General features: G+C 67.5%; 10 protein-coding genes. 1 reads left to right on the top strand and 9 read right to left on the bottom strand.

What is annotated here, in order from left to right; translation table 11 throughout:
• Positions 1-143: 143 nt before the first annotated feature.
• Positions 144-1,565: a M28 family peptidase gene (locus tag HMPREF3114_RS11665; protein ID WP_053500573.1), complete on the top strand. Its 1,422-nt coding sequence runs from the start codon at positions 144-146 to the stop codon at positions 1,563-1,565.
• 60 nt (positions 1,566-1,625) lie between these two features.
• On the opposite strand, the gene HMPREF3114_RS11660 is transcribed toward HMPREF3114_RS11665, so the two are convergent.
• From HMPREF3114_RS11660 to HMPREF3114_RS11620, 9 genes are all read right to left on the bottom strand, one after another.
• Positions 1,626-3,077: an alanine/glycine:cation symporter family protein gene (locus tag HMPREF3114_RS11660; RefSeq protein WP_053500571.1), complete on the bottom strand. Its 1,452-nt coding sequence runs from the start codon at positions 3,075-3,077 to the stop codon at positions 1,626-1,628.
• A 10-nt stretch (positions 3,078-3,087) separates the two neighbouring features.
• Positions 3,088-4,074 carry a transporter family protein gene (locus tag HMPREF3114_RS11655; protein WP_053500568.1) on the bottom strand — a complete coding sequence of 329 codons (987 nt, stop codon included), beginning with the start codon at positions 4,072-4,074 and terminating at the stop codon, positions 3,088-3,090.
• 182 nt (positions 4,075-4,256) lie between these two features.
• On the bottom strand, positions 4,257-5,090 hold the full coding sequence (locus tag HMPREF3114_RS11650) for a TrmH family RNA methyltransferase (RefSeq protein ID WP_053500566.1): 834 nt from the start codon (positions 5,088-5,090) through the stop codon (positions 4,257-4,259).
• A complete protein-coding gene (locus HMPREF3114_RS11645) occupies positions 5,091-6,599 on the bottom strand; it encodes an alanine/glycine:cation symporter family protein (RefSeq protein ID WP_049438457.1) in 1,509 nt (502 codons plus the stop codon).
• Positions 6,600-6,810: 211 nt separating this feature from the next.
• Positions 6,811-7,395 (bottom strand): GNAT family N-acetyltransferase, encoded by a 585-nt coding sequence (locus HMPREF3114_RS11640; protein ID WP_053500564.1) that lies wholly within the window; start codon positions 7,393-7,395, stop codon positions 6,811-6,813.
• Positions 7,388-10,513 carry an efflux RND transporter permease subunit gene (locus tag HMPREF3114_RS11635; protein ID WP_005418827.1) on the bottom strand — a complete coding sequence of 1,042 codons (3,126 nt, stop codon included), beginning with the start codon at positions 10,511-10,513 and terminating at the stop codon, positions 7,388-7,390. The genes HMPREF3114_RS11640 and HMPREF3114_RS11635 overlap by 8 nt, the downstream gene beginning before the upstream one ends.
• Entirely contained in the window at positions 10,510-11,616 is a 1,107-nt protein-coding gene (locus HMPREF3114_RS11630) for an efflux RND transporter periplasmic adaptor subunit (protein WP_053500562.1), read from the bottom strand. The genes HMPREF3114_RS11635 and HMPREF3114_RS11630 overlap by 4 nt, the downstream gene beginning before the upstream one ends.
• A gap of 273 nt (positions 11,617-11,889) precedes the next feature.
• A complete protein-coding gene (locus tag HMPREF3114_RS11625; protein WP_053500560.1) occupies positions 11,890-13,953 on the bottom strand; it encodes a TonB-dependent copper receptor in 2,064 nt (687 codons plus the stop codon).
• A 72-nt stretch (positions 13,954-14,025) separates the two neighbouring features.
• A complete protein-coding gene (locus HMPREF3114_RS11620) occupies positions 14,026-14,445 on the bottom strand; it encodes a DUF2946 family protein (RefSeq protein WP_053500558.1) in 420 nt (139 codons plus the stop codon).
• Positions 14,446-14,605 lie beyond the last annotated feature (160 nt).

The raw sequence follows: 14,605 nt of genomic DNA, 5'->3' as shown, positions 1-14,605 counted from the left end.
AGGCGAAAGCCCCGCCCTGGCGGGGCTTTCGCTTTGCCGGTCATGGCGGAAAACAGCGTTCGCGCCAGCCATGACCTCCCGCCCATGCGCCGGGCTGAACGACTGTTAAGCTCCAAGGCTTAGGTCCCTTCCCGGAGTTGTCCATGCGTCGCCGCGTCCTTGCCATCGCATTCTCCCTCGCCCTGCTGGCCGCCCCGGCCTTCGCGGCGCCGCACACCACTACCCTGCCCCCGGCGTCGCTGGCCACCGCCGCACAGCTGCGCGACCAGGCGCTGGCCGATGACACCGGCTGGAAGGTGGTCGAGTCGCTCACCACCGAGATCGGTCCGCGCATCGCCGGCAGCGAAGCCGACGCCCGCGCCGTGGCCTGGGCCGAAGCCAAGTTCAAGGCCCTCGGTTTCGACAAGGTGTGGAAGGAGCCGGTGACCTTCCCGAAGTGGGAGCGGCGCAGTGAACACGCCGCCGTGACCGGCAGGAACCCGCAGCCGCTGCAGATCACTGCGCTGGGCGGCAGCCCAGGCGGCACCGTGGAAGCCGAGGTGGTGCGCTTCGCCGACCTGGCCGCGCTGCAGGCCGCACCAGCGGGTTCGCTGAAGGGCAAGATCGCCTTCGTCGATTACCAGATGCTGCCGTTCCGCGATGGCCGCGATTACGGCCGCGGCGGTGCGATCCGCAGCAAGGGGCCGTCCGAAGCGATCCGCAAGGGCGCGGTCGGTTTCCTCATGCGCTCGGCCGGTACCGACTCGCACCGCGTGCCGCATACCGGCATCACCCGTTTCGATGAGGGCCTGGCCCCAGTGCCGTCGGCCGCGCTGTCGGTGCCCGATGCCGACCAGCTGGCCCGCCTGCTGGCGCGTGGCAGCACCACGGTGAAGATGGCATTGGATTGCGGTTGGGATGGCACCGCCACCTCCTACAATGTGATCGGCGAGATCACCGGCCGCAGCCTGCCGAAGGAAGTGGTGGTGATCGGCGGTCACCTGGATTCGTGGGACCTGGGCACTGGCGCGGTGGATGACGGCGCGGGCGTGGGCATCACCATGGCCGCCGGCCACCTGATCGGCCAGCTCAGGCAGGCACCGAAGCGCACCATCCGCGTGATCGCCTTCGCCAATGAGGAACAGGGGCTGTATGGCGGCAAGGCCTATGCCGAAGCGCACGCGAAGGACGTGGCCCTGCACCAGCTGGCCGCCGAGAGCGATTTCGGCGCAGGCCGCATCTACGCCTTCAATACCGGTTCGCCGAATCCGGACGGCTCGCGTGAAGCGACGAAGCAGATTGCCGAAGTGATGAAGCCGCTGGGCATCGAGTACCAGGCCGACAAGGGTGGCCCGGGCCCGGACGTCGGCCCACTGGCCGCCAAGGGCGGTGCGTGGGCGTGGCTGGCGCAGGATGGCTCGGACTACTTCCACCTGCACCACACCGCCGACGACACGTTGGACAAGATCGACCCGAAGGCACTGGCGCAGAACGTGGCCGCGTACACCGTGTTCGCCTACCTGGCGGCGGAAGCGGATGGCAGCTTCGGCAGCGAGGCCAAGGCGACCACGCCGCCGAACGAATGATGCGGTGACACAGGGGGTCAGAGCCCTCGCCCTTGGCGAGGGCTCTGACCCCTGATCGTATTAGCTCTCCCAGACCCGGGTGTTACTTACCCCGATCGCCTGCGGCCTGAACAGCGGATCACGCTGCTTGCGCTTCTGCGCTTCGTAATCGCGCAGTGCGACCAGGGCAGGCCCTTGCAGCAGCAGGATGGCGATGATGTTCAACCAGCTCATCAGGCCGACGCCGATGTCGCCGAGCGACCAAGCCACCGTTGCACTGTTCACCGCCGAGTACCCGGTCGCCGCCAGGAACAGCAGCTGGAAACTGCCCATCACCCACGGCGTCGGCCGATCGCGGCACAGATAGCTGACATTGGTCTCGGCCATGTAGTACAGCGCCAGGATGGTGGTGAACGCGAACGGCAGGATCGCCAGCGCTACGAACGAACGGCCGAAGCCCGGCAGCGCGGATTCCACCGCATGCTGCACGAAGCGTGGCCCGGCCTCGACGCCCGGCAGATTGCCCAGCAGCAGGCGCGCCTCATCCGGAATGCCGTTCACCGCCGGGTTGTAGACGTTGTACAGGCCGGTGGACAGGATCAGGAAGGCGGTCGCACTGCACACCACCATCGTGTCGATGTAGACCGAGAACGACTGCACCAGGCCCTGCTTGACCGGATGCGAAACCTCCGCGGCGGCGGCCGGGTGCGCGCCACTGCCCATGCCGGCCTCGTTGGACAGCACGCCACGGCGTACGCCCCACTGGATGGCAGTACCGATCATTGCGCCGAACGCCGCATCCACGCCGAATGCACTGCGCAGCACCAGCATGATCACCTCCGGCACCTTGTCCGCGTTGAGCACCATCACCAGCGCCGCGACCAGCAGATAGGCCACCGCCATCAGCGGCACCATCCATTCGGCCACGCGCGCGATGCGCCGCACACCGCCAATGAGGATGACACCCAGCACCACCAGCAGAACCGCGGTGGTGGTCATCGTCGGCACGCCCCAGGCTTCGTTCACTGCGCTGGTGATCGCATTGGACTGGGTGCCGGCCAGCATCGCGCCCGCCAGCACCGCCACCAGTGCGAACAGCACGGCATACCAGCGTTGGCCGAGGCCATTTTCGATGTAGTACGCCGGGCCGCCCCGGTACTGCCCCTTGCCGTCGCGGTCCTTGTAGATCTGCGCGAGCGTGGATTCGATGAAGGCACTGGATGCGCCGAGGAAGGCAACGATCCACATCCAGAAGATCGCGCCGGGGCCGCCGAAGGCGATGGCCATGGCGACGCCGGCGATGTTGCCGACGCCCACGCGGCTTGACAGCGAAAGGGACAACGCCTGGAACGGCGACACGCCGGCATCGGAGCGCTCATGGCGGAACATCAGGCGCAGCATGTCCGGCAACGCACGCAGCTGGATGAAGCGTGTGCGCACGCTGAAGTACAGGCCGGTGAGCAGGCACAGCACCACCAGGTAGGGGCTCCAGACGACGCCCAGAATCGTGTTGACGATCGATTCGATGTTCATCGGCGGCTCCTCAGAAGAACATGCCCAGGGCAACCTGGGGGCTGACGATACGACTGGTGTTGCGGCCCGCCACGCTGAACTCCACGCCGGCGATCAGGCCCAGCGCCGGGCTGAAGTGGTACTCCACGGCCGGCGCCAGGGTGACGCTGCGGCTGGCCGGGCGATGTTCGTCGATACGCTCGAAGGCACCGCTGGCGTTGCGCGCGAATCCACTCAGGCGCTGTCCGGTCTCACGGCTGGCGGCTACTTCCATCACACCTACCCAGCGCGAGTTGAAGCTGTACTCGGCACCCACCGACAGGCCCAGCACCGAGCCGCGGGAGATGTGCCCCTGGAAGCTGTCATCGGTGCCGTAGACGCTGGCCCCGGAAATCGCCGTGCGCGACGGCGCCGGCCCGGCGCTGAGCTGGGCACGCCAGCGCAGCGGACGCTCGTTGCCCAGCCACATCACCTGCTGCATGCCCAACGCGGCGGTGGTGCGCTGCACGCCGTCGCCCTGCGCATCGAGGGGATTGCCGGTGATGCGGTCGTGGCTGCCGGTGCTGAAGCGCTGCACCAGCGCGACCGAGATGGCCGGGCGCGTGCCATCGGCGTTGGGCGCCTGCAGCAGGTACTGCAGGCGCGCGGTGGTATCGCCAGCACGGAAACCGCTGCTGCGTGCGCTGCCCTGTTCGGCACGCGATGCACTGAGATTGACCTGGCCCATCACCCGGTCGCTGAAGCCGTAGATGATCGGCACCACCGTGGCCCATGCACCGCTGTGCTGCCCACTGCGGCGGCGATGGCCGCCATCGTCGTAGTGATCGCGACTGTCGACCCGCACCAGATAGGGCTCGATGTACCAGTTGCCCTGCGGCAGTCCGGCCGGGTTGGGGGTGATCAACGGGCCGGTGAAGTTGACACCGTCAAGACTGCGTTCGTCAGCCGCTGCGTGGGCACTGGCAAGGACGTTGGCCAGCACCAGCAATGCGACGAGGGTACGGCGAGGATGATGCATGACAGCCACTCCTGGACAGCATGGGATGGAATTCCACCCTGCGTCGCCAGAAGCGGCTGACCAATAAGGAAACTTTCAAAACGTCATGCGTGCTTGACGCAATTGCCGGCCCCGGAAGGGGTCAGAGCCCTCGCCTGCGGCAAGGGATCCGACCCCGAACATGGCGAGCCGCTGGGGTCGGATCAGCCGCGACGGCTGGCCCATTGCGCCAGCAGTACCGCCGTGGCCGAGGCTACGTTCAGGCTCTCCACCGCGCCGCTGCCGGGAATCGAGACCTGCAGGTCACACGCCCCCGCCAGGCTGCGGTCCATGCCCTCGCCTTCGGCACCCATCACATACACCAGGCGGGCCGGCAGCGAGCTGCGGAACACGTCATCACCGCCCTCGACCAGGGTCGCGGCCAGGCCGAAACCGGCTGCGCGCAATTGCGCCATTGCCTGATCGGTCTCCGGCAGCTGCACCAGCGGCACCGCTTCGGCACCGCCTTCGGCAACGCGCGCGGCGGCGCCGGACAGGGCCAGCGTGCTGCCGGCCGGCAACAGCAGCGCCTTGGCACCGAAGTGCGCGGCCGAGCGCAGGATCGCGCCGAGGTTGTGCGGGTTGCCCACACCATCCAGCCACAGCGCCAGCGCCGGGCCATCACCGACCTGCTGCAGCCACTGCGCCAGCGGCAGTGCCGGTGTGCGCAGCATGTCAGCCACTACGCCTTCGTGATGGGTGGTGCCGGCGAGCTTGTTCAGATCGCCATCCTCGACCACGCGGTAGCCCACGCGGTTGGCAACGCACCACTTCAACAGCGGCTGCAGGCGCGGGATGCGTGCTTCCAGCAGGTACAGCTTGCGCAGCGCCTGCGGCCGCGCTTCGAACGCAGCCAGCACGGCATTCAGGCCGTACAGACGCAGCTCATCGCTGCCACCGCGCCCACCACCGCCCGTGGCCGGCACCTCCGGGCGCGGCAACGGCGTTGCGCGCGGCGGACGGGCGGACGGGCGGCGGTTGTTCCAAGGGTTGTTCACTTACACACTCTCCTGCTTGCGCTGGCGCCAGAAATCGGCGTTCTTGATGCCCAGGGCATCAGGGTCGAACACCGGATCCAGGCCCAGCTTCTTCTGTCGTTCGTAGTCACGCAGGGCCAGCATCGCCGGCTTCTGGATGATGAGGATGGCGATGATGTTCAGCCAGGCCATCAGGCCGACGCCAATGTCGCCCAGCGCCCAGGCCAGGGTGGCATTGTGGAACGCGCCGAACACCACCATGCCGATGATGCCCAGGCGCAGCAGCAGCACGGTCAGCGGCCGCTTCCTGTTGTGGTTGACATAGCTGAGGTTGGTCTCGGCCATGTAGTAGTACGCCATGATGGTGGTGAAGGCGAAGAAGAAGATGGCCACCGATACGAACGCCGAACCCCAGCCCGGCAGCACCGCTTCCACGCCGGCCTGGGCGTAACCGGCGCCTTCCGGAATGCCGGCCAGGCCCTGGAAGATCGGCGCGGCGCCCTCCACCGGCGAGTACACGTTGTAGGTACCGCTGGCCAGGATCAGGAACGCGGTGGCGGTGCACACCATCATGGTGTCGAAGTAGATCGCGAAGGCCTGCACATAGCCCTGCTTGGCCGGATGCGAGACTTCCGAGGCGGCCGCCGCGTGCGGGCCCGAGCCCTGGCCGGCTTCGTTGGCGTAGATGCCGCGCTTGATGCCCCACTCCACGGCCAGGCCCATCATCGCGCCGAACGCGGCATGCGTGCCGAAGGCGCTCTTGAAGATGATGCCGAACATTTCCGGCACGCGGTCGTAGTTGATGATCATGATGATGATGGCCATCAGGATGAAACCGGCGGCCATGAACGGCACCACCACCTCGGCGAAGTTGGCGATGCGCTTGACGCCACCGAAGATCACCACGCCCAGCAGCAGCGCCACCACGATGCCGATCCCCAGCTTCAGCGCCTGCACCGATTCCATGCCGAAGGCCTGGCCATCGAGCGGACCGCACAGCGCGGTGCCACGGCAGGCGTTGATGATGCTGTCGGCGATGGCATTGGCCTGCACGCCCGGCATCAGGAAGCCTGCGGCGATGATCGTGGCGATGGCGAAGGCCAGCGCATACCACTTCAGGCCCATGGCCTTTTCGATGTAGTACGCCGGGCCACCGCGGTAGCGGCCTTCGGCATCCTTGGTCTTGTAGATCTGCGCCAGGGTGCATTCCACGTACGAGGTGGACGCGCCGAGGAAGCCCATCACCCACATCCAGAAGATCGCACCGGGACCGCCGAATGCGATGGCGGTGGCCACACCGGCGATGTTGCCGATGCCCATGCGGCCGGCCATCGACATGGCCAGCGCCTGGAACGAGGACACACCGGCGTCGGATTTCTCCCCCCTGACGGTGAGGCGGCACATCTCGAAGAAGCCACGGATCTGCATGAAGCGGGTGCGCAGGCTGAAGAACAGGCCGGCGCCCAGGCACACGAAGATCAGTGCCTTGCTCCAGATGATGCTGTTGATGAAGTGTACGGTTGCTTCCACGCGCGCTCTCTCCAGTCGGCGGGTTGTAAGGACGTCCCGTCGGCTGGAGGGGACCGGTCGATTCTCCCTGATCGCAGGCCGCTGCGGTAGCGCCAGAAGACAAGGGGTCGGATCCCTTTCGCGCCGCGCGAGGGCTCCGACCCCGGTTCGCCCTTATGGCGGGTTGGGGTCAGAGCCCTTTTCTGGCGAAAAGGGATCTGACCCCGAGGGCTCACGGCAGCTGCGTGCGCACCCGGGCGAAACGGCGCAGGTCGTGCAGCACGCCGCGCTTGTAGACCGCACAGCGCTCCACGCCCTCTTCCTGGAAGCCGTTCTTCTCCAGCACCCGGGCCGAGCCGAGGTTGAAGTCGACCACGGTGGCCTGCAGCCTGAACAGGCGCAGCTCATCCATCACCCACGGGGCAAACAGGCCGACCACGCGGGTCATCAGGCCCTGCCCCCAATAGGCCCGGCCCAGCCAGTAACCCAGCTCGGCGGTATGCCCACGCTCGGCCAGGCCCTGTTGGGCACCGACGCTGCCGCAGGCCTGGCCGTCGATCTCGATGGCCAGGTTCAGGGTGCCGGGAGCCAGCACGCGGCCGGCGAGGAAAGCCTCGCCATCCCCGCGCGTGTACGGGTAAGGAAAGCGGTCGCGCAGGCCGCGCGATACCTCGGCATCGTTGGCGTGGCGCAGCAGGGAGTCCAGGTCATCCGAGCGCCAGGGGCGCAGCTGGAAGCCGTCGCCTTGCAGGTCTGGGGTCAGAGCCCTTTCCCTTTGGGAAAGGGATCCGACCCCGCCGGCGTACCGGTCAGGCATGCCCGCCCACCGACGGCGATTCCGCTTCCTGCTTCTCCAGCTCGCGCTTCACCGCTTCCGGCGAACGGGTGTACGGCGCCAGCCGCGCGTAGAACGCCGGCACCACGAACAGCGACAGGAAGGTCGAGAGGGTCACACCGAAGATGATCACGATGCCGATCGTGCCACGGCTGGCCGAACCAGGACCACCGGCGACCACCAGCGGGATCGCGCCGACCACGGTGGCGATCGAGGTCATCAGGATCGGGCGCAGGCGCACCATCGCCGACTCGATGATCGCCTCGCGCACGCTGCGCCCATCGTCGCGCAGCTGGTTGGCGAATTCGACGATGAGGATGCCGTTCTTCGCGGCAAGGCCGACCAGCATCACGATGCCGATCTGGCTGAACAAGTTCACGGTACCGCCACTCACCCACAACCCGACCAGCGCGCCGAGTACGCCCAGCGGCACGGTCAGCATGATGGTGAGCGGATGGATGAAGCTCTCGAACTGCGCCGCCAGCACCAGGTACACCACCAGCAGCGCCATCGCGAAGGTCAGCAGCACCGCACCGCCGGCGCTCTGGTACTCGCGTGATTCGCCCTTCCAGTTCACCTGCGCGTACTGCGGCAGCTCTTCCTGGGCTACGTTCTGTGCCCACGCAATGGCCTCGCCCAGCGGATAACCCGGCGCCAGGCCGGCACTGATGGTGATCGAGCGCAGTCGGTTGAAGCGGTTCAGGGTGCCGGCCTCGGCCACTTCACTCAGCGTGACCAGGTTGGACAGCGGCACCAACTCGCCGGAGTTGGCGCGCACGCGGATCGCGGCCAGGTCGGCCGGGCTGGCACGACCATCGCGACCGGCCTGCACCAGCACGTCGTACTCCTCGCCGTTGTCGACGAAGGTGGTGACGCGACGCGAGCCCATCATGGTTTCCAGCGCCGAACCGATCGCGGTGACCGGCACGCCGAGATCGGCCGCACGCTGGCGGTCAATGTTCACCCGCATCTGCGGCCGGGTTTCCTTGTAATCGGAATCGGGGCCGACCAGGCCGGGATTGTCGGCCATGCGCAGCAGGATGCGGTCGCGCCACTGCGCGATCTCGGCATATTCCGGGCCGCCCAGCACGATCTGGAACGGTTGGCCGCCGCTGCGCACCAGGCCACCACCCACCTGCGTGCGTACGCGCACGCCGCGGATGGTATCCAGTTCCTTCTGCAGTTCGTTGGCGACTTCGGGCGTACCCTCGCTGCGCTGGCGCCACGGCTGCAGGAAGATGCTGACGCGGCCGGTATGCATTTCCTCGCTGGCGCCCCAGCCGCCCGGCACGCGGGGGTTGGCACGCACGATCGGCTTGTCCGGGCCGACATGCGGTGCCAGCAGCGCTTCCACCTGCTGCACCTGCTGCACGGTGTAGTCGTAGCCGGCGCCTTCCGGGCCGTCGATCATGATCTGGAACGAACCACGGTCTTCGGCTGGCGCCAGTTCCGAGGGCAGCAGCTTGAGCAGGCCCCAGCTGGCGGCCAGCGCAGCCACCATCACCAGCAGGTAGATCCAGGTGCGGTCGACATGGTGATCGAGCACTCGCCCATAGGCACCCGCAAGGCGTTCCAGGTTGCGGTTGATGAAGCCGTGCAGGCCTCGCGGGGCCTGCCCGGTATGCGGCTTGAGCAGCTTGGAAGCCATCATCGGCGTCAGTGTGAGCGCAACGAACGCGGACAACGCCACGGCAGCGGCCAGCGCCACGGCCAGTTCGCGGAACAGTCGCCCGGTGTTGCCCTCCAGGAAGCCGACCGGCAGGAACACCGCCACCAGCACGGCAGTGGTGGCGATCACCGCGAAGGCGACCTGCGCGGTGCCGCGCTTGGAGGCCACCAGCGGTGGTTCGCCCAGGTCGATGCGGCGCTGCACGTTTTCCACCACCACGATCGCATCGTCCACCACCAGGCCGATGCACAGCACCAGCGCCAGCAGGGTCAGCAGGTTGATCGAGAAGTCGAACGCATACAGCGCGATGAACGCCGCCACCAGGCAGACCGGCACCGTCACCGCCGGAATCAACGCGGCGCGGAAGCTGCCGAGGAACAGCCAGATCACCGCCAGCACCAGGATCATCGCTTCCACCAGGGTGGCGTAGACGCGGTCCACTGCAGCTTCGATGAAGGTGGTGTTGTCGAAGGCGACGAAGATCTGCGTGCCCTTGGGCAGGGTCAGCGCCACCCGCTCGGCCTCAGCGCGCGCAGTGCGTGCCACGTCCAGCGAGTTGGCGGTGGAGGTCTTGACGATGCCCAGGCCGATGCCGGGCTCGCCGTTGCTGCGGTAGTACGCGCGGCGTTCGGCCGAGGCCAGCTCGATCTTCGCCACGTCGCCCATGCGCACCACGTAGCCGTCGCGGCCCTTGCCCAGCGGGATGGTCGCGAAATCCTCGGGCTTGATGTAGTTGCGTTCCACGCGCAGGGTGAAATCGCGGTCGGTCGACTCGATGCGGCCGGCCGGCAGCTCCACGTTCTCGTTGCGCAGTGCGGTTTCCACGTCGCCGGTGGTCAGCCCGCGCGCGGCCAGCTGGTCACGGTCCAGCCAGATCCGCATCGCATAGCGCTGGCGGCCGCCGATGCGGACCTGGGCCACGCCATCGAGGCTGGAGAAACGATCGACCACGTAGCGGTCGGCGTAGTCGCTCAACTCCAGCGTGTCCATGGTCGAGGACACCATGTTGAACCAGATGATCGGGTCGGCATCGCTCTCGACCTTGGCAATCTCTGGTGGCCGCGCCTCTTCCGGCATGCGGTCGGCGACGCGGCTGACCGCATCGCGCACGTCGTTGGCCGCCGCTTCGATATCACGGTTGGAGGTGAACTCGATGCTGACCTGCGAGCGGCCGTTGGTGCTGCGCGCGTTGATCGTATCGATGCCTTCGATGCCGGCCAGCGCATCTTCCAGCACCTGGGTGATGCGGCTTTCGATGACCGCCGCCGACGCGCCGGTGTAGTCCACCGACACCGAAACGATCGGAGGGTCGATGGCGGGCAGTTCGCGCAGGGTCAGGCGGGTGAAGGACATCACGCCCAGCACCAGCAGCAACAGGCTCATCACCACGGCGAACACCGGCCGCTGGATGGAGATGTCGGACAGCTTCATCCGCCGCGGCCCTCGGTCGCGACCGGCGCCGGCGCGTCAGCCGGTTTGGCGCCAGAGGCCGGTGCGGCGTCCTTCGCAGCGACCTTCAGGCCCGGGCGCAGCTTGCCGGTGCCATCGACCACGATGCGCTGGCCTGCTTCCAGGCCCTGCCGGATCTCGACCACGCCGGCACGGCGCGCGCCGGTGACCACGTCCACCCGCTCGACGCTGTCGTCGGCCTTGATGCGGTACACGAAGGTATCGCGGCCGACCTGTACCACGGCGATTTCCGGGACCACCAGCGCCGGGCGCTCGGGGCGGAACAGGCGCACGTCCAGCAGCATGCCCGGGCGCAATGCGTGGTCGCCATTGGCGAAATCGGCGCGCACGGTCACCGCACGGGTGGCCGGATCGATGCGCGCATCGATGGTGCTGACCACGCCCTCGAAGGTGCGACCCGGCCAGGCCACGCTGGTGGCACTGACCTTGTCACCAACGCCCAGCGCAGCCAGCTCCACTTCCGGCACCTGGAAATCGACATGCATGTGCTCGATGTCGTCGAGCGTGGCGATGACCGTGGTCGGGGTCAGCAGCGATCCCGGACTGACCTGGCGGATGCCAAGCACACCGGCAAAGGGCGCACGCACGCGGCGGTCGCCAATGTCTGCCTGCATCTGCATCACGCGCGCCTCGGCGGCGTCGCGGATCGACTTCTGCGTATCCAGCGTGGCGCTGGACACCAGCCGCTGGGCGGCCAGTTCGCGCTGGCGCTTGTACAGCTGATCAGCTTCATGGAAGGTGGCCTGCGCCTGCACCAGTGCGGCTTCCTGGGCCTGCCCGCGCAGCGTCACGATCGGCGCACCGGCGGCAATGTGCTGGCCACTCTCGAAGTGCACTTTCTCGACGATCTCGCTGACTTTGGCAGTGACGCTGATCGACTCGCGCGCCTTGGCCGTGCCCAGTGCCTGCAGGGTGTCGTTCCACTGCGTGGGCTGCACGACCTGCGCGGTGACCGGCACCGCTTCGCCCTGCCGACGTGCGGCGGCCTCCTGTTTGCCTGCGCACCCGGCCAGCACGGCCAGGCTGAGGCCAAGGGCCAGGGTCGAAGCGATACGAGCCAACATGAACGGTCCTGATTGATCCACGGCCGCCGAGTGTAGGCAAGTGCCCATAAAAGCGGTATGTGCCAAGCGTTTACCGGCGTGGAACCTAGGCTGCGATAGCGCCTTGAACCCGTTCCGTGCAAGGCTGCCATGGGCAGTGTCGGCGTGTGTCGGGGTGTATCCAGTGGTGCACCACCGCGGCCGTCATCGTAGAGTCGAACCTGCCCGACCGAGGGCGTCGGGCGGGGACGGATCCTGGCGGGGATCCGGCCCCGTTTTTTTATGCCCGGCGGATCAATACCGGTAGTTCAACTTCATCCACACGCTACGCCCCGGCTCGTTGATCCGCACCGGGTCGGCCGGGAAGCCGAAGTCGGCGCTGCCGGCCAGGTTCAGGTGCTCGCTGTAGGCGCGGTCGAACAGGTTGTCGACGCCGGCGCTGAGCTGCAACTGCGAACTGAAACGGTACGCGGCATTGAGCGCGAAGGTGGCAAACCCGGCGCTCGGCCCGAGGTCCTGCGCGACCACGTTGCCCTGTCCATCTGCGACACGATGCTGATGGGTCACCGCGCGCAGCAATGCGCCGGCACTCCAGCGCTGGCCCTCCCAGTTCGCGCTCAGGCGTGCTTCCAACGGCGGCATCTGCGGCAACGGACGCTGCTGGTCGCGGTTCTCTCCCCAGGCATAGGCCAGCGTGCCGCCCAGCTTCCACTGCTCGGTCAGGCTCACTTCCAACCCGGCCTCGGCACCGGCAATGCGCGCCTCGACGTTGCTGGCCTGGCTCATGCCCATCATGCCGCTGCCGTGGTAGGTGAACAGGATGTAGTCCTGGATCTGCCCGGCATAGGCCGAGACCCAGGCCTGCACGCGCGGTCCCTTGTACTGCAGGCCCACGTCGAGCTGCGTGGTGCGCTCGGGCTGGATGCCGGCAAACGCGTTCACTGCACCGGCCGGTCCGTGGTCGGGCGAGAACAGCTCCCAGTAGTCGGGCATGCGTTCACTGTGGCCGAGGCCGGCGTACCAGGTCAGGCCGTCGGCCAGGTCCTGCTCGTAGCGCAGGAAGCCACTGCCGAGCCACGCCTTGCGCTTTTGCTCGGCCGTTGGGTTGGGCCGGCTGCCCATCATTCCACGGATCGACTGCCGCTCATCACGCACGCTGGCACGATCGATGCGCAGGCCGCTGATCCAGCGCTGATCGGTGCCGGCCCCGAGGGTCAACTCGGTGAAAACGCCATAGCGGCGGAAGCTGGCATCGGTCTGCCACGCCGCCTGGCTATAGGTGCCCCGGCCCATGCCCATTCGCCCACGATGGCGGCTGTCCTCGCCATCCACACCCGCCACCAGTTGCACGTCCTGCCAGCGCCACTCGGAACTGACCCGGCCGCCCTGGGTGCGTCGGTCCACGTTCGATGCCATCGGCATCGGCATCATGCTGTGCGAATTCGGCGTTCGCAGCGTGTAGTTGTCCATCACGTGGTCGGCCTCGTTGTAGTACACGTTGGCCTGCACTGTGTCCCACGCACCCGGCAGATTGCGCTTCTCGAAGCGCGCGGCGTAGCTGGTGCGTTCGAACGCGGCACCGTCCATGCCGCGCCCCGCGTAGCGTGCGATCGCATCGCCGGCACCGGCAGAAATTTCCAGCAGCGTGTCGGCATCCGGCGTCCAGCCGATCGCCACGTCACCGTTCCACTTGCGCCACTTCGACGGCACCACATCGCCGTTGCCGTCCTTGTAGTCATCGGCTTCGGAACGGTTGCCGCTGGCGCGCACATAGCCGGTCGGGTTGCCCAGGGTCAGGTCCAGCACCTGGTCGTTGCGGTTGCGCGAACCGACCAGCGTACTGGCATCGGCACGCAGGCCCGGTTCCTCGAAGCGCGGTGTATCGCGTTCGAAGCGCACGGTGCCGGCCGAGGCACCTGCCCCCCAGCGCACGCTCTGCGGGCCCTTGATGATGGTCAGGCGGTCGAAGCTCTCCGGTGCGATGTAGGACAGCGGGTTGTCCATGCGCGAGGGGCAGGCACCGATCAGGTTGCCGTCATTGCTGAGGATGTTCAGGCGCGAACCCAACATGCCGCGCAGCACCGGGTCACCGTTGGTGCCGCCGTTGCGGATGGCGGAGAAGCCAGGAACGGTCTTCAGGTAATCGGCGCCGTCACTGGCCGGGACCGGCTGCCGCGGCAGGCGTGGATCGGTCACCCAGTGCAGTGGCGACGAAGGCGCGGCGGCGGTGACCACCAGCGTATCGAGAGTGCGCGCCTCTTCGGCGGGCGCGGCATGGGCCAGCGTTGCAGCTGCGGCCAGGCCAAGGGCAACCGGCAGGCGCACGCAGGCGCCTGCGGGGCGGGAAGTCATTTTCATCGGAACAGCTCCAAGGTACGCACGCGCGCACGGCGCCCGGTCAGGCGTCGTGCGGCAGATTCGACAGGAAAATCAGCGGACGATGGAGGCGCGCGGTGGCCCACGCGCGGCGTGTGCCGGCCAGCGCAGTGCCGGCAGTACCTGCTGCGACCACGGGAATACCAGCCGCGGCCGCCACAGCAGTGGCAACAGCACCACCAGTACAGCCAGCCACGGCAGCAGGCGCATGGCCAGCACGCAGTATTCGCAGGCTTCGCCATGCATGGCATGGGGATCGGCCGGTGGGGTCGGACTCCGTTGCCCGTGCAGAGGGCTCTGACCCACTGCGGCAGCGTCGTGGTGCATGTGCGCGTGGTCCATGCCTGCCATCGCCGCGTGGTCCATCGGCGGCGCCTGCAGCGCGCGGCTGACCAGTGGCGCAAGCACCATCAGCAGCGTCGCCAGGACGGCGAGCTGCAGCAGGAGGCGCTGCGGGCGGGACAGGCGGGTCACCCCGCTAGTGTAGAGGCGGGTCCAGGGTTGCCCGTGCGACGAACGGTCGCAGGAGGGGGTTTATCGGCAGGGCTTGCAGCCCTGCACCCGCTGAATCAACGTCAACGTCAACGTCAAAAGCGGGCAATCCGTGGGATGGCGGGGTGGGTCCGGTTGCGGG

It is taken from the genome of Stenotrophomonas sp. HMSC10F07 (assembly GCF_001807895.1).
In the GTDB taxonomy this organism is placed as follows: domain Bacteria; phylum Pseudomonadota; class Gammaproteobacteria; order Xanthomonadales; family Xanthomonadaceae; genus Stenotrophomonas; species Stenotrophomonas sepilia.
The sequence above is the reverse complement of the archived record's forward strand: the minus strand, read 5'-3'. Positions and strand labels throughout refer to the sequence as shown.